The 22,411-nt window shown below is 69.4% G+C and carries 26 protein-coding genes and 1 pseudogene; 11 read left to right on the forward strand and 16 right to left on the reverse strand.

What is annotated here, in order from left to right; all coding sequences use genetic code 11:
• The first annotated feature begins 48 nt into the window (after window positions 1-48).
• The 5 genes and pseudogenes from GKE82_RS25275 to GKE82_RS25290 all read left to right on the forward strand — a co-directional run bounded on the left by GKE82_RS25275 (window position 49) and on the right by GKE82_RS25290 (window position 5,528).
• Complete coding sequence (locus GKE82_RS25275; RefSeq protein ID WP_154735684.1) at window positions 49-402, forward strand: metalloregulator ArsR/SmtB family transcription factor; 354 nt, start codon at window positions 49-51, stop codon at window positions 400-402.
• Window positions 403-422: 20 nt separating this feature from the next.
• Window positions 423-704, forward strand: a pseudogene (locus tag GKE82_RS31785) (cation transporter); the annotation flags it as partial.
• Between the two features lie 111 nt (window positions 705-815).
• Window positions 816-2,747 (forward strand): cation-translocating P-type ATPase, encoded by a 1,932-nt coding sequence (locus GKE82_RS25280; RefSeq protein WP_309233844.1) that lies wholly within the window; start codon window positions 816-818, stop codon window positions 2,745-2,747.
• Window positions 2,748-2,933: 186 nt separating this feature from the next.
• Window positions 2,934-4,106, forward strand: coding sequence for a DUF4238 domain-containing protein (locus tag GKE82_RS25285; protein WP_154735686.1), 1,173 nt, complete (start codon window positions 2,934-2,936; stop codon window positions 4,104-4,106).
• Between the two features lie 96 nt (window positions 4,107-4,202).
• Window positions 4,203-5,528: an IS256 family transposase gene (locus tag GKE82_RS25290; RefSeq protein ID WP_196189050.1), complete on the forward strand. Its 1,326-nt coding sequence runs from the start codon at window positions 4,203-4,205 to the stop codon at window positions 5,526-5,528.
• A 424-nt stretch (window positions 5,529-5,952) separates the two neighbouring features.
• Here GKE82_RS25290 and GKE82_RS25295 read toward each other — a convergent pair whose 3' ends face one another.
• Together GKE82_RS25295 and GKE82_RS25300 are read right to left on the reverse strand one after the other, a co-directional pair.
• A complete protein-coding gene (locus tag GKE82_RS25295; protein ID WP_154735687.1) occupies window positions 5,953-6,306 on the reverse strand; it encodes an IS3 family transposase in 354 nt (117 codons plus the stop codon).
• The gene (locus GKE82_RS25300) at window positions 6,303-6,605 is read right to left on the reverse strand and encodes a transposase (RefSeq protein WP_154735688.1); all 303 of its coding nucleotides are present in this window, start codon (window positions 6,603-6,605) and stop codon (window positions 6,303-6,305) included. Before GKE82_RS25300 ends, GKE82_RS25295 begins: the two co-directional genes overlap by 4 nt.
• Before the next feature lie 92 nt (window positions 6,606-6,697).
• Here GKE82_RS25300 and GKE82_RS25305 point away from each other — a divergent pair, with 92 nt between their 5' ends.
• Both GKE82_RS25305 and GKE82_RS25310 read left to right on the forward strand, forming a co-directional pair.
• Window positions 6,698-6,928, forward strand: a complete 231-nt coding sequence (locus GKE82_RS25305) for a DUF2188 domain-containing protein (RefSeq protein ID WP_154735689.1) — start codon at window positions 6,698-6,700, stop codon at window positions 6,926-6,928.
• 49 nt (window positions 6,929-6,977) lie between these two features.
• The gene (locus GKE82_RS25310; RefSeq protein WP_154735690.1) at window positions 6,978-7,298 is read left to right on the forward strand and encodes a hypothetical protein; all 321 of its coding nucleotides are present in this window, start codon (window positions 6,978-6,980) and stop codon (window positions 7,296-7,298) included.
• A gap of 1 nt (window position 7,299) precedes the next feature.
• Here the strand turns inward: GKE82_RS25310 and GKE82_RS25315 are convergent, their stop codons facing one another.
• The 6 genes from GKE82_RS25315 to GKE82_RS25340 all read right to left on the reverse strand — a co-directional run bounded on the left by GKE82_RS25315 (window position 7,300) and on the right by GKE82_RS25340 (window position 11,286).
• Entirely contained in the window at window positions 7,300-7,506 is a 207-nt protein-coding gene (locus tag GKE82_RS25315) for a hypothetical protein (RefSeq protein ID WP_154735691.1), read from the reverse strand.
• Window positions 7,503-7,868, reverse strand: a complete 366-nt coding sequence (locus GKE82_RS25320; RefSeq protein WP_154735692.1) for a hypothetical protein — start codon at window positions 7,866-7,868, stop codon at window positions 7,503-7,505. Before GKE82_RS25320 ends, GKE82_RS25315 begins: the two co-directional genes overlap by 4 nt.
• 3 nt (window positions 7,869-7,871) lie before the next feature.
• Window positions 7,872-8,072, reverse strand: coding sequence for a hypothetical protein (locus GKE82_RS25325; protein ID WP_154735693.1), 201 nt, complete (start codon window positions 8,070-8,072; stop codon window positions 7,872-7,874).
• A gap of 122 nt (window positions 8,073-8,194) precedes the next feature.
• Entirely contained in the window at window positions 8,195-9,172 is a 978-nt protein-coding gene (locus GKE82_RS25330; protein ID WP_154735694.1) for an ArdC-like ssDNA-binding domain-containing protein, read from the reverse strand.
• Between the two features lie 124 nt (window positions 9,173-9,296).
• Complete coding sequence (locus GKE82_RS25335; RefSeq protein WP_154735695.1) at window positions 9,297-9,464, reverse strand: hypothetical protein; 168 nt, start codon at window positions 9,462-9,464, stop codon at window positions 9,297-9,299.
• Window positions 9,457-11,286, reverse strand: coding sequence for a ParB/RepB/Spo0J family partition protein (locus GKE82_RS25340; protein ID WP_196189465.1), 1,830 nt, complete (start codon window positions 11,284-11,286; stop codon window positions 9,457-9,459). The genes GKE82_RS25335 and GKE82_RS25340 overlap by 8 nt, the downstream gene beginning before the upstream one ends.
• Before the next feature lie 185 nt (window positions 11,287-11,471).
• On the opposite strand from GKE82_RS25340, the gene GKE82_RS25345 reads away from it, so the two are divergent.
• Genes GKE82_RS25345 through GKE82_RS25355 form a run of 3 tightly spaced genes read left to right on the forward strand, consistent with a single transcriptional unit; the run spans window position 11,472 to window position 13,911 of the window.
• Window positions 11,472-12,062: a TetR/AcrR family transcriptional regulator gene (locus GKE82_RS25345; RefSeq protein WP_154735697.1), complete on the forward strand. Its 591-nt coding sequence runs from the start codon at window positions 11,472-11,474 to the stop codon at window positions 12,060-12,062.
• A complete protein-coding gene (locus GKE82_RS25350; RefSeq protein WP_154735698.1) occupies window positions 12,059-12,706 on the forward strand; it encodes a class I SAM-dependent methyltransferase in 648 nt (215 codons plus the stop codon). Before GKE82_RS25345 ends, GKE82_RS25350 begins: the two co-directional genes overlap by 4 nt.
• A complete protein-coding gene (locus GKE82_RS25355; protein WP_154735699.1) occupies window positions 12,703-13,911 on the forward strand; it encodes a cytochrome P450 in 1,209 nt (402 codons plus the stop codon). Before GKE82_RS25350 ends, GKE82_RS25355 begins: the two co-directional genes overlap by 4 nt.
• Here GKE82_RS25355 and GKE82_RS25360 read toward each other — a convergent pair.
• The 4 genes from GKE82_RS25360 to GKE82_RS25375 are packed head-to-tail and all read right to left on the reverse strand — an operon-like array spanning window position 13,908 to window position 17,759.
• On the reverse strand, window positions 13,908-14,600 hold the full coding sequence (locus GKE82_RS25360; RefSeq protein WP_154735700.1) for an adenylate/guanylate cyclase domain-containing protein: 693 nt from the start codon (window positions 14,598-14,600) through the stop codon (window positions 13,908-13,910). The two genes, GKE82_RS25355 and GKE82_RS25360, sit on opposite strands and share 4 nt — an antisense overlap.
• A gap of 2 nt (window positions 14,601-14,602) precedes the next feature.
• Entirely contained in the window at window positions 14,603-15,235 is a 633-nt protein-coding gene (locus GKE82_RS25365; protein ID WP_309233845.1) for a cation transporter, read from the reverse strand.
• Window positions 15,208-17,406 (reverse strand): cation-translocating P-type ATPase, encoded by a 2,199-nt coding sequence (locus GKE82_RS25370; RefSeq protein WP_154735701.1) that lies wholly within the window; start codon window positions 17,404-17,406, stop codon window positions 15,208-15,210. The genes GKE82_RS25365 and GKE82_RS25370 overlap by 28 nt, the downstream gene beginning before the upstream one ends.
• Window positions 17,403-17,759, reverse strand: coding sequence for a metalloregulator ArsR/SmtB family transcription factor (locus tag GKE82_RS25375; protein ID WP_154735702.1), 357 nt, complete (start codon window positions 17,757-17,759; stop codon window positions 17,403-17,405). The genes GKE82_RS25370 and GKE82_RS25375 overlap by 4 nt, the downstream gene beginning before the upstream one ends.
• Window positions 17,760-17,778: 19 nt before the next feature.
• Here GKE82_RS25375 and GKE82_RS25380 point away from each other — a divergent pair, with 19 nt between their 5' ends.
• On the forward strand, window positions 17,779-18,246 hold the full coding sequence (locus GKE82_RS25380; RefSeq protein WP_196189466.1) for a signal peptidase II: 468 nt from the start codon (window positions 17,779-17,781) through the stop codon (window positions 18,244-18,246).
• 93 nt (window positions 18,247-18,339) lie between these two features.
• Here GKE82_RS25380 and GKE82_RS25385 read toward each other — a convergent pair whose 3' ends face one another.
• From GKE82_RS25385 to GKE82_RS25400, 4 genes are all read right to left on the reverse strand, one after another.
• A complete protein-coding gene (locus tag GKE82_RS25385) occupies window positions 18,340-19,176 on the reverse strand; it encodes an undecaprenyl-diphosphate phosphatase (protein WP_309233846.1) in 837 nt (278 codons plus the stop codon).
• Between the two features lie 130 nt (window positions 19,177-19,306).
• Window positions 19,307-20,065 carry a cytochrome c biogenesis CcdA family protein gene (locus GKE82_RS25390; RefSeq protein WP_196189467.1) on the reverse strand — a complete coding sequence of 253 codons (759 nt, stop codon included), beginning with the start codon at window positions 20,063-20,065 and terminating at the stop codon, window positions 19,307-19,309.
• A gap of 79 nt (window positions 20,066-20,144) precedes the next feature.
• Complete coding sequence (locus tag GKE82_RS25395) at window positions 20,145-20,666, reverse strand: TlpA disulfide reductase family protein (protein ID WP_196189468.1); 522 nt, start codon at window positions 20,664-20,666, stop codon at window positions 20,145-20,147.
• A 363-nt stretch (window positions 20,667-21,029) separates the two neighbouring features.
• Complete coding sequence (locus tag GKE82_RS25400; RefSeq protein WP_196189339.1) at window positions 21,030-22,334, reverse strand: IS1380 family transposase; 1,305 nt, start codon at window positions 22,332-22,334, stop codon at window positions 21,030-21,032.
• Between the last annotated feature and the right edge of the window lie 77 nt (window positions 22,335-22,411).

Here is a 22,411-nt window from a genome sequence, read left to right on the forward strand (position 1 = left end):
TAGTTTTCCGCCACGCACTCACAGTCGAACATGCATTAGGATGTCCGTATGAGCGACTCCTGCGATCTGCTGTGTCTCGACCTCGAGCGCGCCGAGGCGCTCCGTGCCACGCGCCCGACGGCCGACGACGCGGAGTCCGCCGCGGAGCGCGCAAAGGGCCTCGCCGATCCGACCCGGCTCTTGATCGCGTCCGCGCTCCGCGACGCCGACGGAGAGCTCTGCGTCTGCGATCTCGCATGGATCGTCGAGCGCTCGGACACCTTGGTCTCACACCACGTCCGCTCGCTGAAGGCAGCCAAGCTGGTGTCCTCGCGCCGTGACGGAAAGATGGTCATGTACTCCTTGACCGCCGTCGGTCGGGCACTGCTGGACGCGACGCTCCCGGAGCCCGTTCAGGCATGAGCGGCGGCCCGTCGCTCCCGATGTTTGGCCCGCCGGCCGCGGAGCCCGAGCCGTGCACCGATGCCTGCTGCGCGGCACCGGTCGACGAGCCCATTCTCTCGGAGCTGGGGTCCGTTGCTGCCACCGAGCGCACGGTCGTGCGGGTTACTGGGATGGACTGCGCGAGCTGTGCGGTGACGATCGAGAAGCAGGTCGGCCGACTGCCCGGGGTCTCGCGGGCGACCGTGAACTTCGCCGCCGGCCGCCTGGACACCGAGCACTCGTCCGACCTCGGGCGAGATGACATCGAGGCCGCCGTCAAGCATGCGGGCTTCGGCATCGAGGCGTCCGCCGATGCGCAACCTGACCCGTTCTGGTCCCAGCCCCGCGTGCGCTGCACGGTCGCCGGGCTCGCGCTGTTCTTCGTCGGCGTCGTGCTCTGGGCCGCGGGTGCACCGGAGACCGCCTACGCCGCCACCTACCTCGCAGCGAGCGCCGTCGGCGGCCTCCCCATCTACCGCGCAGCGCTCGGCTCGGCGCGCGCGGGTGTCGCGGACATGAACGTCCTGATGAGCCTCGCGGTCGTCGGCGCGGCCATCCTCGGTGCCTGGGCCGAGGCCGCGCTGGTCGTGATCCTGTTCTCGGTCAGCAACGCCCTGCAGGTCTACGCCGTCGGACGCACCAAGGGCGCCGTCCGTGCCCTGGCACGCTTTGCGCCCAGCGACGTCCTCGTGCGGGGAGTCGACGGCCGCGACGTACGGCGCGCTGCAGCCGACGTTCAGCTCGGCGACATCGTCATCGTCCGACCTGGGGAACGGGTCGCGGTCGACGGCAGGATCACCGAGGGGGCGTCGACCCTCGACGAATCTGCCGTGACCGGCGAGAGCGTTCCCGTCGAGAAGCACGAGGGCGAGTCGGTCTTCTCCGGCACCCTCAACGGCGCCGGCGGCCTGGTCGTCGAGGTCACGAGGTCCGCCGGTGACTCGACCCTCCAGCGCATCACGCGCATGGTCGAGGAGGCGCAGGCGTCCAAGGCGCCGATCGAGCAGTACGTCGAGCGCTTCGCCCGGATCTACACGCCGATCGTCCTCGCCGCCGCGGCCCTTGTCGCAGTCCTCCCTCCCCTCCTGGGCGAAGACTTCTCGACCTGGTTCTACCGGGCGCTTGTCCTCCTGATCGTCTCGTGCCCCTGCGCCCTGGTGATCTCCACGCCAGTGTCGATCGTCTCCGGAATCGGCGCGGCTTCCCGCCGGGGGATCCTGATCAAGGGCGGCGAGGCGCTCGAGTCCGCCGGCAGACTCACGGCTCTGTTCTTCGACAAGACCGGCACCCTCACCGAAGGCCGGCCCGTCGTCGAGCGCGTGATCGCCGCGTCCGGCATCGACGCAGACGAGGCCGTTCGCACCGCCGCCGCTCTGGAACGGCGCTCCGAGCACCCGCTCGCCCACGCCATCCTCTCCGCCGCCGGGGATGCCGACCTCCCCGAGGTCACAGGCTTCCGTTCGATCGCCGGACGCGGAGCGGAAGGCGTCGTCGACGGCAAGGCCTACTTCATCGGCAGCCCTCGGCTTTTCGACGAGCGTGACGTCAGCCTCGCCCCCGTAGCCCAGCACCTCGCGACGCTCGAGCGCGCCGGAGAGACACCCGTCATCCTCGGCGACGAGCACGGAGCCTGCGCCGTCTTCGGCCTCGCGGATGCGATCCGGCCGGACGCCGCCGCCGCGCTCGCCGAACTCCGCGAGGTCGGCATCGAGCGCCTCGTGATGCTCACCGGCGACACCGAGGCCCCCGCCCGGCGTATCGCCACGCAGCTCGGCATCGAGTACCGCGCCGGCCTCCTGCCCGAGGACAAGGTCGCCGCCATCCACGAGCTCGCCCTCGATCACGGAGCCACCGGCATGGTCGGCGACGGCATCAACGATGCCCCCGCGCTCGCCGCCGCCGACGTCAGCTTCGCCATGGGCGCCGCCGGCACCGATGCCGCCCTCGACGCGGCCGACATCGCGCTCATGGCCGACGACCTCGGCAAGGTCGCCGAAGCCGTCCGCCTCTCGCGCCGCGGGCAGCGCATGATCAAGCAGAACATCTTCGCCTCGATCTTCGTCAACGGCGCCTTCACCGTCCTCGCACCGATCGGGCTCATACCGCTGTGGCTCGCAGTCCTCGAAGACGCGGTGAGCTCGATCGGCGTGACGGCGAACAGCCTCCGGCTCTTCCGTGGCCCGGGCGCGTCCGCCGCTGCTGCGCTCACCGTTGTCGAGAGGCCGCTCGAGGCCGGCGAAAAGGACGACCGGGCGTGCCCAGATCACTGTGCCGGGTCGGACCGTTCGCAGGAAGTGAGGCCTGCCGTCGGCATCCGGAGCTAATGGCCGTACATCACGGGCCGGCGAGGAGCGAAGCTGTCGACGTGCCGCCCGTGGGCATAGGAGCACGACGGTGTCGGACCCGAACCTCGTGAGTAGCGTGCTGCCGTCGGCTCGGAGCAAGCGCGAGCTGAACCGGATGTCTCTAACGTCAAGTGCATCGGCGACTTCGACGACATCGTGGAGGCGATGCGCGCCAGCCCACTGCTGAGGCGCATTCAGGAACTGAGCACGAGCGGTGATTTCGAGCTCTTGGAGAAAGCATCCGCGAAGCGTCAGCATTTCGTTCCGCAGTTCACACTCCGGGGGTTCGCTGAACAGGACGGTCGCAACTACCGTCTGTTCCAGAGCGACATCACCACCCGACGGGCGCCGATGCGTGTCGACGCCCGTGAGGCGGCGTCGAGACGCAATCTGTACCGCGTTCGCGACGAGAAGGGCAATCTCTCGAACCGCAATGAGGGCTACCTCGCGCTCATCGAGGAGGAGGCGGCCCCGGCGCTACTGCGGCTCTGCGAATCGCCCGATGATTTCGGCATCGGCGATCGAGCGACAGTGGCGTTGTTCCTCGCAGTTCAGACAATGCGTACGCCCGCAGCAGCGGCACAAGTCGAGGCGGCTGCCAACGCCGCCTTCAGAACCTACGCCAGCTCGGAGTTTTCGGACGCGGCGGGCTTCGCCGAGCGTCGGCGCTCGGAGTACCCGAACGAAAGTCACGCCGAGATTGAGCGGTTGCGACTTGACACGCTTGACGCGATCCGGCACGGGCGGATCCGAATCACCACCGCCGAAGGTGGAGTATTCGGTGAGGCGCTACGCCTCGCGGTGGAGGCGATGCCGATGCTGATCTTCTGCGACTGGACTCTGCTCCACGCGCCAACTGGCGGCTTCATTACCTCCGATCGAGGGATGGCCATCGTTGACCCGACCCCACCGTTCCCGTGGCAGGCCGAGACCATCTTCGGTTCCGACTCCTCGGAGACGATCTTCCCCTTGAGCGACAGCTACTGCCTGCTTGTGCGCCCGCGCGGCAAACGATGCGGGCTTCGTTTTCAGGATGCGGCGGCGCACGAGGTCGAGGTCTGCAACCTGCGAACTCTTGGTTGGGCGGACCGTCATCTCTTCGCCCTACGCCAAGCCACGCTCGAGGCCGTGCGGGCGAGCGCACGACGCAGTCCTGCGCAGGTACCCCGGCCGCGGACCTACTGCGAGGTGGCCCTTATCGAGCCTGACCCTGGCGACCTCTCACTTAGGGATGAGAACGCAGCACGAGGCTGGCCAGCCCAGGTCGAACACCCATCGGGCGAGATGTGGGACTACATCGTTATTCCGACCGACGCTCCCAACGAGGTTGTCCCGTAGCTCGTAGAACTTTGTAGGCGGCGGTTCTCCCGCCTCGTCCGCTCCCGTTGGGAGCGTGACGGGTGCTTGAAGTCCATCCGAGACAGGAGAACCGCCGTGAGGAACGTAGAGCAGGACCCCGACGGCCGCGAGCTCGCGCTGCCGCCCGCTGTGCAGGAGGCGCTCGGAGAGCTCGTCAATGCCGCCAAGGACGGGCTGCTGGCGTTGAGCGTCGGCGTCGGGCTCGGCGTGCTGGACACGCTGATGGAAGAAGAGGTCACCGAGGTCGTCGGCCCGAAAGGCCGACGCGACCCGGACCGCGTCGCGGTGCGCCACGGCCACGAACCGGGCGAGGTCACCTTGGGCGGCCGGCGTGTCGGCGTGCAACGCCCGCGGGTGCGGGCCGCTGACGGCAGCGGCGAGATCCGCCTTCAGACCTACGCGCACTTCGCCGACCGTGACCCACTCACCCGGGTCGTGCTCGAGCAGATGCTCGCCGGCGTCTCCACGCGACGGTTCGCGCGCACCCGGGAGCCGGTCGGCGAGCACGTGACCGCGGCCGAGCGGTCGACCTCCAAGAGCGCGGTCAGCCGCGAGTTCGTCGGGCGCACGACCGAGCACCTGCGCGCGCTCATGTCGCGCGACCTGGGCGACGTGCGGTTGGCGGCGCTGATGCTCGACGGGATCGAGCTCAAAGGCCGCTGCTGCGTCGTCGCCCTCGGGGTCACGACCGATGGGGTGAAGGTCCCGCTCGGCCTCTGGGACGGCAGCACCGAGAACCAGACGGTCGCCCGGCACCTCCTCGCCGACCTCGTCGACCGTGGCCTGGACCTCGACCAGGGCGTCCTGGTCGTCCTGGACGGCGGAAAGGCGCTGCGCGCGGCGGTCGACCAGGTCCTCGGCCCGGTCCCCGTCCAGCGATGCATCCGCCACAAGGAGAGGAACGTCCTGGACCACCTCCCCGAGGCCGATCGCGACCTCGTCAAGCGCAGGTTGCGCACCGCCTGGAAGCAGTCCAACTACGAGCTCGCGCTCGACGGCCTCAACCGGCTCGCCGACGAACTCGCCCACTCCCATCCCGGAGCCGCGGCGTCGCTGCGCGAAGGCCTCCCCGAGACGCTCACACTGCAGCGCCTCGGCTGCCCCGAGCAACTCCGCCGCACCCTCGCCTCGACGAACCCGATCGAGTCGATGATCGAGTTCGTCCGCCGCACCTCCAGGAACGTGAAGCGCTGGCAGTCCGGCGACATGTGCCTCAGATGGACCGCCGCCGGCATGCTCGAAGCCGAACAGCAGTTCCGGAAAATCATCGGCGTCGACCACCTCGCCACACTCACGATCGCCGTCGAGCGCGACCTCGCCGCCCGACGCTCCGCAACCGCCTCGCCGACCATGTCCACCACGACCCCCGAGCCGGCCGCTACGCTCGCACCCGCTCACTGATCACCGAACCGCCGCCGAGAAGTTCCACGGCGACCGGGACATCCTCCTCCCAACGCCGCTCAGCGTGAGCGAGCTGACGCGCTCGCTGAGCAACGCGCCCGTTCCAAAGCAGCGCAGGTTCCGGGTGCAGCAGTCTCTGGCCGTCTTGTCAGCCGACCTCTCGGTCCGTTGCGTTCCGGCCCGTCCGGCCGTTTGGAGGATTGAGCGCCCCCGCTTGGAGGCGGAGCACGGCGTTGACCGAGCACGCTACAACGTTCGCCGGTGAGGCGGGCTGGGTTCCGCGGAGACCGGGTTAATAGGTTCCCTCTTCACTTGGTGAGGGAGAGATCTGAACGTACTGCTCGTCGCGCAGAGTCTCGAACTCTGCAGGGGGGTGAAGTCCGCGACCCACAGCTCGTTCGGGCGCGTCGCGCTGAAGTCGCGCTCAACCAGATCCGGACTCCTCCTCGGCCGTCGGGTCGGCGGTCGTGGTGCGCCAGGGCTTGCCGCGGCGCTTGGCGCCCTGCAGGCCGTGCTGGTGCATCAGACGACGGACGCGGTCGCGGCCGACCTGGACGCCGTGGCGTCGGAGCGTCAGCCAGGTCTTGCGGTAGCCGTAGGCGCCGTAGTTGCGCTCGGCGACCTCCTCGATCAGCGCCAGGAGCTTCTCGTCATCCACGACCCGCTGGGAGCGCTGGCCGGTCGCGCGGTGGTAGTAGGCGGACGCCGACACGCCCAAGGTCCTGCAGATCGGCTCGACCCCGAAACGGGCGCGGTGCTCGTCGATGAACGCGCTCACTTCGGTCGGTCTTGATCGAGCTCGGTCGCGAAAAACACGCTCGCCGCCTTCAAGATCTCGTTCGCCCGACGCAGCTCATAGACCTCCTTGCGCAGCTCCTTGATCTCCTCCCGCTCCGCCGCCGTCGGCAGATCCGGACGCAAGCCCTCGTCGGCCTCGAGCTGGCGCACGTACTTGCGCAGCGTCTCCGACGGCACGCCCAGGTCCCGGGCCACGTGGGCGATCGGCCGGTTGCTCTCGATCACCACCCTGGCGCCGCGATCAAGCAGTTCCTTGGGATACTTCCTCGGACGTGACATCAGCCTGAAGACTCCTCGTTCCCCGGGACGGATCCGGGCATTCGAAGTCTCCGTCAAACCCAGCCTGCCTCATCGAGCTGAGGGGGCTGAGCATGGCGGACTACTGGGTCGTCGAGAGTAAGGACGGGACGGGTTGGAGCGTGCGACGTGCGGGCTCTGAGCGTGCGAGTTCGGTGCATGACACGCAGGCGCAGGCAATCCGGGCCGCGCACCCGTTGATTCGCAACTCGGGTGGTGGCGAGCTGGTCGTTCACGACCGGCACGGCGCGATCCGGCAGAAGGACACGATCAGCAAGACCGACCCCTACCCCCCGCCCGGCTGATCACCCCGCTTGAGCGAATGCGAACAGATGTTCGTGTACGCTGCGCGGGATGGGAAACGCCGGAAGCGATTACGCACTCTTCCGGCGAGCGCTGCTGATGCGCTCGATGACGCAGATCGACGCGGCCGCTCGGGCCCTCCCTCGGATCGGCCTTGAGGACGCGTTGCGGATCCTTGTGGTTATGGCGGAGAAGCAGGACGCGCGGTACGAGCGGGCTGCGGTGCGTTGGGCGGCTCGGGCCAGCGCGGAGCTGGGTCTCGGGGTCGATGAGAGCCGGCGGGTGTTGGCGCTTGTCGAGGTCTTGCCTGAGGCGCCGGAGGCGTTTGCGGTGCGGTTGCGCGCGGTGCTGTCGCGCGGCCGGGCTGGGTAGGTCAGCGCCGACGGCGGCGTGGGTGCGTCGTGGTCGCCGGGCGGGGCGGTTGGTCGAAGGTGGCTTCGGCGCGTTCGACGGCGTAGAGCAGGTCGTTGCGGGCCTGCTCGGGGGTGGTGTGGTCGAGCACGTCAGGGGCGTCGACGGCGGTGAGGTAGATGGTGGCGGACGCGGTGAGGTCGCGGAGCGCTCGCTCGTGGTCGGTCACTGGTCGTTGCGGGTGAGTCGGGCGTGGGCGATGCGGTAGACGCTGGCGGTGGTGCCGGTGGGGTGGCGTGCGCCGTAGGCGATGGCCAAGAGGACGTGGGTGCCGTCGGCGCGGCGCTCGAGGCGTAGGACGAGGGCCCAGCGGTCAGTGCTGCCTTCGGGGACGTAGACCTTGGCGCAGCCGGGGAGGCGGTCGGGCCCGTCTTGGCGGCAGCGGCGTAGGCGACTGCTGGGGATCCCGCCGAGTCGGGCGGCGTCGCGGCGTTCGATCTGCAGCGCGAGGCGCGCGGGGTCGGTGAGGCGGGCGAGGTCGGGCGTGAGGAGTTCGTCGTCGAAGACGACGGGCAGGATCGGGTCCGGCACGGGTCAGCCTTCGTCGTCGGTGGGGAGCTCACTGAACCAGGCGGGCTGTTCGGCGGCGGGCACCGGGGTCAGTCCGTGGCGGGTCTCGACCTGGGCGAGCGTGGGCTCGCGTCGGATGACCAGCGCGCCGTCGGCGCGGGTCTCCTCGAGCACGAATGTGCCTTCGAGGTCTCCGTGGAGGTCGAGGATGGTGAGGTCGTCCACTGCTGTCGAGTGTGGCATCTGCTGGCGCACGGCGCCACTCCTTCCCGCCCGCTGTCGGCGGGCCGGAGGTGGGTGCGCGGCTGCCCGGCGGGAGCGGGCGGCCGCGCGTGGTTGGAGGTTGGTCAGGCGGCGATCGCTTCGCGGCCGTGCGGGTGGGCGTCGGAGGTCGGGGTGATCGCGGGCACGGCGGCGGCGCTCGATCCGGGCTGCCCGGGTTCGGTGTGGAGGGCGTTCTCGATGCGGGCGGCGAGGCGGTCGGTGAGGGCGGCGATCTGCTGCCAGGCGTCGGGGCCGGTCTGTTCGCTGTAGGCGGCGAGATATGGGATGGAGTTCGCGGCCGGGTCGAAGCCCAGGCCGCGGGCGACGATGTAGGCGACGGACTCGGCGACGAGTTCCTCGCGCGCGTAGGTGAGCGTGGGGTCGTCGTCGCGGCGGTCTTCGCGCACGAGGGCGTGGGCGAGCTCGTGGGTGAGCGCGACGACCTGCTGGTTGACGCTGATGTCGCGGGCGATCTCGATCGTCTTCAGGGCGGGCGTGTAGCGCCCGTCCCCGGGGATGGCGTCGGTGGTCGTGACGGTCACGCCGAGGGTCGCGGCGAGGTCGGTGAGGGGTGCCCAGGCGTCGGCGAGGTCCTCGCCGGTGAGGTCGGCGATGGGCGGGTCGAGTGGTGCGGGCTGTGCGGGTGCGGGGAGCGGGTCGACCTGCTCGCGCGCGAACACGGGGCCGAGCTTGAACCGGGTGCGCGGCTTGGTGGCGGGGTCGGCGCCGGCGTCGCGCCACTGCTTGAGCTGTTTGGTGTTCGGGGGGACGGGCTGCCAGATCAGCAGCGACCGCTCGCCCTTGCGGACGCAGTACCCGAGGCTCAGCCAGCGCTTCAAGCCCGCGACGCGAGTGGCGTCGGGGCGCTGCAGCGCGATGAGCAGCTGGTTGTTGAGGCTGTAGGCGCGAAAGGCGCCGCGGGTCTTCAGCCAGGCCTTCCAGCCGTCGGTGCTGGTGAGCTGCTGAACGGCGTCCTGGGCGAGCTTGCGGTCGCGCTCGCGGCGGGCGGCGCGCTCCTCCTCGGTCAGCGGCTGGCGGGTGCGCTTGCTGTTCTTGGCCATGGGGTTTGGTCCTTTTGTGAGGCTCGTGGCCCACCCGGGTGGCGGACCGATCCCCGACCGACAGCACGCCCCGTAGGGCGTGCCATTCTCGGAAGGGGGTCGGCGCGGCGCCCGGGCCGGCCTCCTAGCTCCTCCTCTCCCCCAGCTCGTCGTTCTCGAGGTCCCCTACGGTGGGGTCCTCGTCGTCGAAGACGTCCAGGACGGTCCGGTGGTTCGGGGCGTAGACGACGAACTGCAGGGGCCGCCGCACGACGGCCCCCTCGGTCGCAGCGACCGTCGTTCGGCTAGCCATCGCTGCCGGGCTGCACGGTCGCCTGCGCGGGGTCGCCGGTCTGGTGGTGCTCGCGGAGCTGCTTGAGCTTGCGTTCGGCGTCGTAGCGCTCCATCGAGTAGCTGGGGAACGCGTCGGTCATCGCGGCCTGCGCGGCGTCGAGCTGCTCGGCCGTCACCGTGGCCGGGTCCTCGACGGTCGTCACGGCGTCGACGATCTGTCGGGCCTCGTCCCGTCGGGCCGCGTTCGCGGCGGCCTCTGCGCGCTGGCGGGTGCGCTCGGCGATGAGCTGCTGCAGGCGCTCGTCGCCGGGGAGCGCGGTCTCGGCGTAGCGCTCGAGGATCTCCGGGATCTCCGCGGCCCACGGGGTGCCGCTCGGGCGCACGGTCTTGAAGGACCGGTTGCTCTGGGCGACGGCGCGCTCGTCGGCGAACCACGCCATGACCACGAGGGCGATGCAGCGACCGGCGTGCTCCCCAGGGGTGTTCGCGCCCTTCAGGTAGTCGCGCGCGCGAGCGGCGGCCTCGCTGCTGTTGGGCAGGTAGGTGCGCTTGAGCTTGCCGCCCTTGGTGGTCTCCTCGGTCACCCAGCCGGGAAAGCCGTAGCGGGCACCGCGCAGCGCGAGGTCGCCGAGGTCAGCGGCCAGGTCGATCGTGGTCACGACGCGCAGGGCGTCGACATCGAGCTTGACCCTGGAGAGCTTGTCGACCATCGCGCGGCCGAGCCGGTCGTTGAACGCGCACGCCGTTTCGCGCTCGGCGGCCTGCTGCTCGCGCTCCGCGGCCGCCTGCGCCTTGCGCTCGGCCTCGGCGGCGGCCGGGTCGGGCTCTCCCTGCGCCGGGCTCGGCGTTTCGCTGGCCGCGTCGGTCGCGGCCTGCTGGGCGAGCTCGGCAGTGCGCTGGCGCTGGGCCTTGAGGTCCTTGACGTGGTCGGCGATGGCGTCGGCAGCGAGCTGGGCGGCGACGTCAGCGCCGAGGATCAGCCCGCGGTAGTCCTCACCGAGGGTGGCGTTGAGCGCCGCGGCGGTCTGGAAGGAGGCGCGGGTGAACGTCAGCCCGGCGGGCCGGCTGCCGGTGAGGGCTTCGATCCGGTCCAGGCCCTTAATGGCTTTGGGGCTGAGGTCGAGTTGCTCGAGCGGGCACTGGCCGTTGGCGTCGTAGACGCCGGCCGGGAGGGACGGGAGGCTGAGCAGGACGTCGAGCGGATGCTCGACGGCGTCCTCCCAACGCCAGGGCTCCTCGTCCTGCTGCTGAGAGCGGCAGACCTCGGCGGCCAACGCGACCGCGGCGGTACGGGAGGCCTGGGCGAGCTTGCGCAGGCCCGTGACAGCGCTCACGGGGATGGTGGCGTCCGCGAAACCGGCATGCAGCTCGTCGGGGAGTTCCAGGAGGTGCAGATGGGTGCGCACGTAGGCCTGGGAGCGCCCGAACCGCAGGGCGATGGCCTTGACGGTGCGACCGCCGTGGCGCAGGCGCTGGTAGGCGCGGGCGCGCTCCAGGGCGGTGAGGTCGACGCGCAGCTCGTTCTCGATCAGCGCGTCCTCGAGGCGGTCCTCCTCGTCCTGGGCCTCGGTGACGACGATCGCGGGGATCTCCGTCAAACCGGCCTCGTGGGCGGCGGTGAGCCGGCGGTCGCCAGCGAGCAGCTCGTAGCCGCCGTGCGGGTGGGCGGTGACGCGGATCGGCTGCAGCACGCCGCGCTCTTTGATGGTCAGGACCAAGCGGGTGAAGTCGTCGTCTCGCACGACGTCGGTGCGCGGGTTGAAGCCGTCGGCGCGGTGCACGTCGGCGATCGCCACGGTGGCCTGCTCGACGGCGGGGGTGCTGGTGTTCTGGGGGCTCATGCCCACTCCCTTTCGGGTCGGTGGACCGCCCGGGTGGCGGTCCGTTCCCCAACCACCAGCACGGGCGGAGCCCGTGCAACAGTGGGCGGGATCGGACTGCCGCCCGGGCTGAGGCGGCGTCTGTTCGCCCTGGCTGCGACGCAACAGTACGTTGCATCTACGCAACATACGTGTAACATTGACGCATGAGTCCAGCAGAGCATGCCCAGGTTGTCGAGGCAGCCCGCCGCGTGATTACAGAACACGGATATGCGGGTGCGACGCTTGAGCGAATCGCGGAGGAGGCGGGGATCTCACGCGTGACGTTGCACCGTCGCGGAACGACGAAGGACGGGCTCTTGGCGGAGCTTGTCGCCCGCGCGACGGAGTCCTACCGCGCGGCCATGTGGCCGGTGCTGACGGCCACCGGCAGCGGGGCCGAACGTCTCGGGCTGGCGCTGCAGACGTTGTGTGCGTCAGCGGAGGAGAACATGGCGATGCTGGTCGCGCTTCGTGCCCAGACCGACGCGGTGTTTCACCGTCCTGGCGAGGAGGAGGTGCTGACCCGCACGGTCTTCACTGAGCCGCTGGAGAAGCTTCTGCACGACGGGGCCTCCGACGGCACGTTGCGCGAGGTCAACGCGCTTGAGACTGCGACGGTCTTGTTCAACCTCGTCGGCTGGACCTATATCCATCTACGCACCGGGCACGGCTGGCCACCGGGCCGGGCTGCGGCCGCCACGCTTGACCCGGTGCTTCACGGACTTGTCGCGCAACCTGACAGGACACGATCGTGAGCACTGAGCAGCGTTACGTTCCGGCGACCGGGCGGCTTCCGTTCCTTAGGGCCTATGACAGCGCGATCGCGCTGACTATGCGCGAGTCGGCTTGGCGGTCACAGCTCGTTACGTGGGTCCTTGCCGATGTAGCGGAAGGACCTGTGGTCGATGTCGGTGCCGGGACGGGCACCCTGGCCATTTCGTTGGCGGGCCCCCGCGTCGCGTCAGTCATCGGGGTCGACGGCGACGAGCGCGTCCTTGACCTGGCGCGCTTGAAGCCGGACGCCGACTTGGTGGACTGGCGTGTCGGGTTGGCGACGGACCTTCCGGTCGACGCTGCTACGGCTGACGTCGTCGTTATGTCCCTGCTGCTGCACCATCTCCATCCCGAGGATAAGCTGGCCGCGCTGCGTGAGGCAGCCCGCGTTCTTCGTCCCGGCGGCGCGCTGTATGTCGCCGATTGGGGACCTGCCCACGATGCGCTGATGCGGTTTGCGTTCGCCGGCCTTCAGCTGCTGGACGGTCGTGCGACGACGCGTGACCATGTCGCCGGCCTGGTGCCCGGATTGATTGAAACCGCAGGGTTCCAGACACCGCAGCGGTCGCTGCGCCTGCGGACGGTCTGGGGAAGCTTCGAAGTTCTGCGGTCGGTGCGGTCATGACCACGCCTCCCTCCCCCGACCAGGAGGTCGCCGCAGCGATTGGTCGGATCATCGCGGGCAGCCCCGATCCCTACGGGGACTATTCGGTGCTCCGCGCCAAGGATCCCCGGCTGCGCCTCCCCGACGGGACCTGCGTCATGACGCGCCGTGAGGATGTTGTGAGCGTCTTGCGCGACCCGCGCTTCGGACACCTCTACCACGAACGCCAGCGCGCTCTGTGGGGCGCGGGGGAGCTCGAGCGCAGCCGGTTGCTGCAGAGTCGTCTGCGCTGGTTTCTGTTCATGGACCCGCCGGATCACGGCAGGCTTCGCGGTCTCGTCCAGCAGGTCTTCACCAAGCGGGCGTTCTTCGAGCGCGCGGGGCGAATCCAGGTACTGGTCGACGAGCACCTCGATCGGGCGCTAGGCCTCGGGGATTTTGATGTGGTTGCCGACTTCGCGCGGCCGCTGACCGTGGACACGATCGGTGATCTGCTCGGCGTACCGCAGAAGGACCGCACGCGGTTCACGGACTGGGGCATCATGTTCGAAGCACTTCCGGGGGCGGAGGCCTTCGACCATGCGGAGCGACTGATCGTCGAGTACGAGGACTACTTCTCGGAACTGCTGCAGCGCAAGCGTGCGGTCCCGGGCGAGGACCTGCTGAGCCAGTTGATAGCGGCGGAATGCGAGGGCGACCGCCTCGACGAGGACGAGCTGTTGGCGACGGCGTTCTCGCTTTTCGGCGCAGGGTTTGACACCACGCGAAATCTGATCGGTAATGCCACGAAGGCGCTACTCGAGCACCCTGAGCAGGTCGCGCTCCTTCGCGAGGATCCGTCGCGAGTCCGGTACGCCGTCGAGGAAGCACTGCGCTTCGACGCGCCGGTCCAGTTCACGACCAGGGCCGCGCTCGAGGACGTCGAGGTAGGCGGCGAGACGTTCCGGCGCGGCGAGGCTTTTTACCTCTGTCTTGGCGCGGCGAACCGCGACCCCGCCGCATACGCCGATCCTGACGTCTTCGACATCCTGCGTGAGCGACCGCAACCGGCGACCTTCGGCGGCGGGATCCACCACTGCGTCGGCGCCGCCATGGGCCGGCTCGAGACGCAGCTGGCACTCGCATCGCTGTTCGAGCGCGCGCCTCGGCTGCGAGTGTCCGACGAACCTCAGTGGAGCTCGGGCGCGGTGTTCCGTGGCCTGCGGACGCTGCCGGTGGCGAGCTAGCCTCCACCGCGCCGGCTGCGTCGGGCGTGGTTGTTCACGCCGACGGCAGCGGGTTCAGCCGGGACGTGCGTAGAGAACTCCCGGGCGCACGCTTGCGAGCAGAACGTCTCATGGATCCCGGGCAGCCGGACGTGCGCAGCGCCGTCGGGAAGGCGCATCTGGCAGACCGGATCCAGCGTGAGGCTTCCAGTACTCCCTTGGCCTGGTGCGACGAGGGCTCGCAGCAGCCCGATCGGGGCGCGGACGTTGCGCAGAGCGCGGGGTCCAAGGTCGTCGAACGTCACGCTGGTCGCGGGTCCGGCTGCGTCGCGGGTCGCTGCGGTCAGCAGGACTTCTCCGCCTTCTGGAAGCGCGGCGACTCGGGCAGCGATGTTGACGGTGCTGCCGAACCAGTCGTTGTCTCGCCGGACTGCTGGACCGGTGTGCATGCCGACGCGTACCTGCGGAAACGGCCGGTCGGCTGCGGCTTCGGTGACGAGCCGTAGCCCGAAGAGCACGGCATCGGCGGCGTGTGGGATGCGAACCATGCAGGCGTCTCCGAGGGACTTGAGGTCTTCGCCGCCGGGTGGGAGCAGTCGGTTGAGTTCGGCGCAGAAGGTGGTTGCGATCTCGGCGGCCGTCTCGTCGCCGTGGGCTTCGGTCATGGCGGTGAATCCTGCGAGGTCGGCGAATACGAAGGTCTGGTACACGTTCAGCGCTCTCGATTGTGTGATTCCTCGAGGGCTTCGCGTCCTTCGTGGATGGCGATGGCGGCGATGAGCAGCGCGACTAGGGGGTCGGCCCACCACCAGCCGAAGAGGACGTTCAGGCTCAGTCCGGTCAGGAGACTGATGGAAAGGTAGTTGCTGAGCCAGGTCTCCTGGGCTTGGGCGACCAGGACGGGGTTGTCGAGCGCCTGTCCTGTCCGGCGTTGCGCCACGGCTACGGGGATCATGACGGCGAGGGCGACGAGGTTCAGCACGATTCCGACGAGCGACTCGCCTGCCTTGTCGGCCGTGATGAGGTCACGGGTGGCTTCGAAGCCGACGTAGGCGGCCAGCACGAAGAACGTGTAGGCAATCAGGCGAAGGGCCGGCTTCTGGCGTGCGTTTGCGCCTCCGCTGAGTTGCCAGATGACGATGCTCGCGGCGACGACCTCAATCGCTGAATCGATGCCGAAACTGATCAGTGCGATCGACCCCGCAGCGAGGCCGGCGGTGATCGCGATGACGCCTTCGATGACGTCCCAGACGACGATGAACCAGGCCAGCGCGAGGCCTCGGCGGCGGAGCGCCTCGGTCGCGTGGGACGAGGCGTTCATGGCTGAGTGGACGGCGAGCAGCACCCGTCGGCGCACGGCTCGTTGTTCTGCGCCGGGGTGTTCGTTGCCGCTCGCTGACCGGCGACGCGAAGAAGGCGGACGCCGTTGAGCGTGACGAGCAGCGAGACGCCCATGTCGACGGCGACGGCGGCGACCAGCGAGACGAGGCCCAGTGGCGCCAGGACGACGAAGACCGCTTTGGTTGCCAGCGACACGATCACGTTCTGCCGCATGATCTTCACCGCTCGGCGGCTGTGTTCGATCGCTTCGGGCAGGCGGTCGAGCTCGTCGCCCATCAAGGCGACGTCGGCTGACTCCAGCGCGATGTCGCTGCCGGCCGCGCCCATGGCGACGCCGACCGTTGCGCCGGCGAGCGCCGGTGCGTCGTTGACACCGTCACCGACCATCGCGATGGCCTGGTCACTTCCGAGCTCGCGGATCGCCTCAAGCTTGTCCTGCGGCAGCAGCCCGGCGCGCCATTCGCTGATGGCGGTTCGTTCTGCGACGGCGCGGGCAACGCGCTCGCTGTCGCCGGTGAGCATGACGACACGCGTGACTCCCACACTGGACAGTCGGGCGACAGCGCCCGGGGACTCGGGTCGCAGCTCGTCGGCGAGGCCGAAGACGGCGAGCACCCGGTCCGCTTCGCCGAGCGCGACCGCGGTCTCGCCGCGCTGCTCTGCCTCGTCGAACGCGGCAGGCATCGCCGCGTCGTTGTCGGCGGCCATGCGCGGGCCGCCGGCCCAGAGGGCACGTCCGTCGATGGTGGCGTGGGCGCCGCGCCCGGGCACCGCCGCGAAGTCGGCCGCCGGGAGGGCTCGCAGTCCTCGAGCGTCCGCCGCTCGCAGCAGTGCCGCGGCGAGCGGATGCTCAGAACCCCGCTCCACCGATGCCATCAGCTGCAGCGCCTGGTCCTCAGAGAGACCTGAGGTGGCGGTGATGCTGGCCATCTCCGGGTGGCCCTTGGTCAGGGTCCCGGTCTTGTCCAGCGCGACGACGCGAACGCGGCCGAGGTCCTCCAGCGCTTGGCCGCCCTTGATGAGCACTCCTCGGCGAGCGGCGCCGCCGATGGCGGAGACGACGCTGACGGGGACGGAGATGACCAAGGCGCACGGGCAGGCCACGATCAGGAGCGCGAGCGACCGGTAGAGCCACGTGTCGAAGTCGGCCCCCGCAGCGGTCGGGATGACCGTCAGCAGGACGGCTGCGAGGAAGACCGCCGGGGTGTAGAAGCGGGCGAACCGGTCGACGAAACGCTCGGCGGGCGACTGGCTGCCCTGTGCTTCGGCGACGAGCTCGGCGATCCGGGCAAGTGTGCTGCCCGCCGCCGGCGCCGTGACGCGCACCGTGAGGGCTCCCTGCGCGTTGAGGGTCCCGGCGAAAACCTGGTCGCCGAGCTCCTTGTCGACGGGGACGGACTCCCCCGTCAGCGGTGATTCGTCGACGCTGCTGCGCCCGTCTTCGACGACGCCGTCGAGCGGAAGTCGCTCTCCGGGACGGACGAGCACCAACGATCCGACTGCGACGGACTCGACGGGGACCAGTTCGTCGCCGGCGTCGGTCACGACGCGGGCTTCCGGGGGCGCGAGGTCCATGAGGCCCTCCACTGCGCGGCGGCTGCGGTCAAGCGCGAATGTCTCGAGCGTGGTCCCGATGGCAAACAGCACGAGCACCCAGGCCGCCTCGGCGAAGTCGCCGATGGCGACGGCGCCGACGGCTGCCATGGCCATCAGCACGTTCATATCCAGGACGCGGCGGCGCAACGCCGTGACGGCGGACAGTCCGATCGGCCATCCGCCCACAGCCATCGAGGCGAGGAACGCGGCGTCCGAGATCCTCTCGGCGGCGCCCGCCAGTGACGCGATCACGGCGGCGATCAGGAGGGCTGCTGAGGCGGTCGTGGAGACCGTGCGCCGGTTGCGTCGCCAGTACGGGACCGCCGGTTGCCGGGGTGCTCCCGGGTCATGTACCTCGTAGCCCGCCCGGCGGACCGCGCTCGACAGAGCGTCGCGCGAAACGTCACCGCGGATCAGGAGCGTCGAGTTGCCGAACGACACCTGCGCGTCGTCGACCCCGTCCAGGCCTGCGACAACCTTCTGAACCGTTTGCGCGCACGACGCGCAGTCCATGCCGGCGACGACGAACCGGCGGGCATCGGGCGCTTCGGCCAGCGAGGGCGTCGCTGTGGGGGTCATGCGATCACCTCGGGCGCCATCACGTCGTCGAGCAGGCTCTCCCCGACCCCGGTGAGGGAGTAGAGGACCATGCGGCCGTCCTTTCGGGAGCGCACCAGCCCGGCGGTGCGCAAGAGGCGCAGGTGGTGCGAGACGATCTTGTCCTGCCTCTCGGCCAGCCACGCCAGATCGCAGACGCACAGTTCGCCGCCGTCGCGCAGGGCGATCGCGAGCCGCAGGCGGCTCGGATCAGAGAGTCCCTTCACCCGCAGCGCCCGGAGTTCCAGGTCCTCGACCGACGGCAGCGTCGTGCGCAACCTCTCGGCGGTCGCGACGTCGATTGCCAGCAGGTCGCAGCGCTCGTCCTCAGCCATGGCGCATACTCTAACGAAGATGAGAATTTCAGGACAAGGGTGGGTTCTTCGGTGGGCGCTGCTCGCGGCCGCGACCGATTGGCTGACCAAGGTCGTCGCCGAACAGACGATGCCTCCAGGCGTCGGGTTGCCGCTCGGCGCGCGGTTGGACCTCAGCCATAACACCGGGGTGGCGTTCGGCGGGCTTTCCGGCGCTCCCGACGGCGTCGTCTTGGGCGTGGTGGCAGTCGGTATCGCGGGGCTTGGGTGGGCGGTGGTAAGCGGAGTGCTGCCGGGCGGGATCGCTGGCGGGTTGCTCCTCGGTGGAGCCATCGCGAACCTGGTCGATCGGCTCGAGGGTGGCGGCGTCACCGACTTCATCGACGTCGGCGCGTGGCCGTCGTTCAACCTTGCCGACGTCTACCTCACCGTCGGCGTCGCCCTGGTGTTGCTCAGCGCCGTGCGGCCTGCGGAGTCGCGCGACCGGTCCTTGAGAGCGCCTGATTGACACCGGCCTCATGCCCATCGGTGTGCTGTTCACGGCGCTCGGGACACCGCGTTCGTTCGGGCGTGACCGGGGTCGCTTTGGCCGGGTTGGGCGTCAGGTACTGGTAAGGGCGCCGGTGCCGATGAGTGCCAGGATGGTCGAGCCGACGACGAGCCGGTAGACGATGAAAACCGTGTAGGTGTGTCCGGCGACGAACCTCAGGAGCCACGTCACGGCGGCGTACCCGACGACGAAGCTCACGGCCGTCGCGGTGATCGTCGGGCCCCATCCGACCCCCGCGGTGATCTCGTCATATCGGGTGAAGGACTGCAGCGTCCCGGCGCCTGCCAGCGCGGGAATTGCCAGAAAGAACGCGAGCTTGGTCGCTGTGACCCGGTCGATCCCGCGTATCAGCCCGATTGAGACCGTCGCGCCGGAGCGCGACACGCCCGGGATCAGCGCCAGGCACTGCGCCAGCCCGATGATGATCGTGTCGCGGCGCGTGACGTCCTTCTCCCCGCGCTCCTGGGTCGCCCCCCGGTCGGCGGCGTACATCACGAAGCTCCAGAGGATCAGCGCGCCGCCGACGAACCAGAGGTTGCGCAGCGTCGTCTCGATCGTGTCCTTGAACAGCAGGCCGACGATGCCCAGCGGCAGCGAGCCCAGCAGGATCGCCCAGGCGAACCGGTAGTCGGGCTCGTCGCGCCTCGAAGACTGCGTGAGCCCGGCGAACCACGCCATCAGGATCCGGCGGATGTCGTGCCGCAGGAAGATGAGCGTCGCGAGGACCGCGCCGACCTGGATGATCGCCGTGAACGCGGTGATGTCCGGGTCGTCGATCTCGTACCCGAGCAGCTTCTCGATCACCGTCAGGTGACCGGTGCTGGAGATCGGGAGGAACTCGGTCAGCCCTTCGACGGCGCCGAGCAGGATGGCTTCGAGGACATTCACGGGCGGCCGACGTCCGGTCGTGCGCGGCGTTCGTCCTCGTCGACCGTCCGGGACGGCAGGTCGTATCCGGCCTTGGCGTGGGCCGGCGGCAGATGCGCTTCGCGTGCCGGGCCGGATCGCTCGATGGCTGTCACAGCCCCGAGAAGATGTTCAGGCCGAGCGTATTCAAGAGGTCCTGCGCGGAGCTGTTCATGTTCGTGAGCTCGCCGGTGAGCATCAGCACGCCCATCGTGATCAGGATCAGTCCGCTGACCGCAGTGACGATCAGGTGCCGGTCGCGCAGCCAGCGAAAGACGTTGGTCGCCCTGTCGAACGCGACGGCCGTCAGCAGGAAGGGCACCGCCAGGCCAAGCGAGTAGAACGCGAGCAGGACGCCGCCCTTGCCGACCGAGTCGGACGTCGCAGCGGTCCCGAGGATCGCGGTGAGCGTCGGGCCAATGCACGACGTCCATGCCACCGCGAACGCGAGGCCGGCGATGACGGGGCCGCCGGACCCGGCGCGCTCCATGATCGATGCGGGTCGCCACTCCTGGTTGATGCGGGTGACGAACGGGGTGAGCAGGAGGAAGACCCCCATGGTGATGATCGCGGCGCCGGCGATCGTGTTGACGAGGCCGCGGTGGTCGTTGAGCGTCGAGCCAATGCCGGTCGCGGTCATGCCCAGGGCGACGAACATCACCGTGAACGACAGGCAGAAGATCGAGGCCGGCCAGAGCACCTTGCCGACGCCCTGTTCGTGCGTGCGGATGTCGTCGAGCGACAGGCCGCTGACCGCGGACAGGTAGCCCGGGACGAGCGGGAGCACGCACGGGGAAACGAAGGAGATGAACCCCACGGCGAACGCCGCGAGGACGGTCGTGTCGGCCTGGGCTGCGAGCGGGAGCAACATGCCGATCATCGCCTGCTCCCTGGAGGGGTGCCGCTGGGCTCTCGGATCTGCAGCAGCGGTTGGGGATCGAACGTAATGCTCATGCGCCGAGTTTTCGGAGCGCCTCGTCGAGGAACTCCTCGCTGACCTGGCCGCGGGAGATTGCGCGGATCCGCCCCTGCGTGTCAAGCACGAAGGTCTCAGGTACCCCGGTGCCCCCGAAGCCCTTGTAGAGCTCGGTGTCGGTGTCGCGGATGCTCGTGTACGTGATGCCGTGCTCACGCTCGAAGTCCCGCGCGTCGGCGACCGCATCCTGGTAGGTCACGCCGAGGACGATGCCTTTTCCCGCGGCCGACAGTCGCCTGTGGATCTTCTCGAGTACCGGGGCCTCGTCCTTGCACGGGTCGCACCACGAGGCCCAGAAGTTCAGGACGACGATCTTGCCGCGGACATCCTTCAGCGATCGCGAGCCTCCGCCATCGTTCAGCGGGAGTTGCAGACCGGCCTGGGGCGAGGCAGGGAACTCGCCGCGCCTGACCGCGTCATCAAGCGTGGTGTCGTTGCCACCAAGGACGAGGCCGTAGGTCAGCAGTCCGACGAGCAGGGCGGCCGCGACCACCACCAGGACACCTTGAACTCTCATCGCTGGCGTCCGCCTGGCGTATCGCACGATTCGCCCCGCGCAGATGACTCACGCATCAGATCGCCTTGCGTCGTTGGCTGCCATTACCTTAACTCTAACGATCGTGCGAATATAGGGACTCGACACGGGGGGGAGCTTAGCCTCGATCCACCGCGTAAACGGTGAGCGCGCTCGGTCCGAGGGGGTCGAGCGCGTGAGCGGTGGCTCGGGAAGCCGATGGTCCGCCAACTGAGCTAGCGGTCGCCTTCGGAAGCTGTTGAGGCGGCGGTTGAGCAGGGTGTGCGTGCAGGGGCCGTCGCGGAGGTCCTGCGGTGCGATCGTCGTCGAACGAGTGGCCGGCGGTCAGGCCGGCTGCAGGGCGCGGATGCGTTCGAGGGCTTGGGTGAAGGCGTTGCGCCAGGGCCAGCGGGCTGGCAGGTGCAGGGTCCAGCGCCGGGCGGTGCGGGTCAGTCGGCCGGGCAACGTCAGCCAGCGGCGGCGCAGGGTGCGGGCGGTGCGGATGGTCTGGTTGGGGGCGCCAAGCAGCTGGGTCCAGCGCAGCAGGTTGTGCGCGATCGCGGCGAGGACCGTCCAGGCGCTGTTGGCGCAAAAGCGGCCGGAGGGGAAGTGCGCGAGGGCCTGGTCTTTGAGGTCGCGGATGGCCAGCTCGATCTGTGCGTGCTGGCGGTGCTCGGCCTCGACGAGCGCGAGGTCGTCGGTGCGGTTGGTGATGAACGCGTAGTGCTCCCAGGTCGGCAGCAGCTGGCCTTGGCGGTCGAGGGTGCGAACGCGGCGAATCACGAGCCGGCGGCTTGTGGCCCATTCGGTTTCGGCGATCTGGGCGATCGAGGTCTTCGGGTAGTCCTCGAGCGTGGTCCATGCGGTCTCGTCGATCGCTTCGATCGCTGCTCGGATCTTGGGGTTCTGGCGAACGCCGATCGAGAAGTCCCAGCCCGCGGCCTCGAGCTTGTCGAAGGTCTTGTTGTTCCAGAAGCCGCTGTCGGCGCGCAGCAACCTGGGGCCGGTCGCGTTCGTGCGGGCGATGCGGGCGATGAGCTCGTCGAGGAACCGGCCGGCGCCCCTGGAGGTGTTCGCCGAACCCTTCCTGAGGCGGATGTGCAGGACCTCGCCGGTGTCGGCGCGCGTGGCGAGGATCGGATGCATCCCGCGCACGCGGGTGTAGCCGAACGCCGCGCCCTGCTTCTTGGATCCGTAGACCTCACCAACGAACGAGTCGAGGTCGATCACCAGCCGCCCGTCGCCCGGCCCCGCGCCAGCGGCCCAGGCGCGCGCGACGAGCTCACCGAGGACACGGTCGAGCTGGCGGACGTGCCCGAACGTGAACGCCCGCAAGAACGTGCCGAGCGTCGACGGGGCAAGCACGCGGTGGCCGACCAGTTCGGCGGTGCGCCCCGAGCGCAACAGGTCGCAGTCGTCGATGCAGTCGGCGCCGAGCGCCATCGCCGAGACCAACGTCATCGCCTTCGCGCCCTCCAGGCCGGCGCCGGGACGATCACCGAGATCGACGGTCTCGTCGATGAGCTGCTCGGCCCCAAGGCGTTGGGCAAGCGTCGCGACCAGCGCGATCCCGGCGCTGGCGACCGCCCGCTCATCGTCAAAACAGACGTCGATCGCGTCCAGTCCGGACGGCCCGCCATGCTGCACCACGAAGGTGACCTCCTGCTGCAGGACCCCGGATGCCGCTACATCCGTGAAAAGCCCTGCTCAGGAGGTCATTCTTCGCT

Source organism: Conexibacter sp. W3-3-2 (assembly GCF_009707605.1).
Lineage (GTDB): Bacteria > Actinomycetota > Thermoleophilia > Solirubrobacterales > Solirubrobacteraceae > Paraconexibacter > Paraconexibacter algicola.

Excerpts from the sequence above, each read along its gene's own strand:
- GKE82_RS25275 (WP_154735684.1), top strand. The coding sequence starts at position 49 with ATGAGCGACTCCTGCGATCTGCTGTGTCTCGACCTCGAGCGCGCCGAG.
- GKE82_RS25285 (WP_154735686.1), top strand. The coding sequence starts at position 2,934 with ATGCGCGCCAGCCCACTGCTGAGGCGCATTCAGGAACTGAGCACGAGC.
- GKE82_RS25300 (WP_154735688.1), bottom strand. The coding sequence starts at position 6,605 with ATGTCACGTCCGAGGAAGTATCCCAAGGAACTGCTTGATCGCGGCGCC.
- GKE82_RS25305 (WP_154735689.1), top strand. The coding sequence starts at position 6,698 with ATGGCGGACTACTGGGTCGTCGAGAGTAAGGACGGGACGGGTTGGAGC.
- GKE82_RS25310 (WP_154735690.1), top strand. The coding sequence starts at position 6,978 with ATGGGAAACGCCGGAAGCGATTACGCACTCTTCCGGCGAGCGCTGCTG.
- GKE82_RS25330 (WP_154735694.1), bottom strand. The coding sequence starts at position 9,172 with ATGGCCAAGAACAGCAAGCGCACCCGCCAGCCGCTGACCGAGGAGGAG.
- GKE82_RS25335 (WP_154735695.1), bottom strand. The coding sequence starts at position 9,464 with ATGGCTAGCCGAACGACGGTCGCTGCGACCGAGGGGGCCGTCGTGCGG.
- GKE82_RS25340 (WP_196189465.1), bottom strand. The coding sequence starts at position 11,286 with ATGAGCCCCCAGAACACCAGCACCCCCGCCGTCGAGCAGGCCACCGTG.
- GKE82_RS25345 (WP_154735697.1), top strand. The coding sequence starts at position 11,472 with ATGAGTCCAGCAGAGCATGCCCAGGTTGTCGAGGCAGCCCGCCGCGTG.
- GKE82_RS25355 (WP_154735699.1), top strand. The coding sequence starts at position 12,703 with ATGACCACGCCTCCCTCCCCCGACCAGGAGGTCGCCGCAGCGATTGGT.
- GKE82_RS25370 (WP_154735701.1), bottom strand. The coding sequence starts at position 17,406 with ATGACCCCCACAGCGACGCCCTCGCTGGCCGAAGCGCCCGATGCCCGC.
- GKE82_RS25375 (WP_154735702.1), bottom strand. The coding sequence starts at position 17,759 with ATGGCTGAGGACGAGCGCTGCGACCTGCTGGCAATCGACGTCGCGACC.
- GKE82_RS25380 (WP_196189466.1), top strand. The coding sequence starts at position 17,779 with ATGAGAATTTCAGGACAAGGGTGGGTTCTTCGGTGGGCGCTGCTCGCG.
- GKE82_RS25390 (WP_196189467.1), bottom strand. The coding sequence starts at position 20,065 with ATGTTGCTCCCGCTCGCAGCCCAGGCCGACACGACCGTCCTCGCGGCG.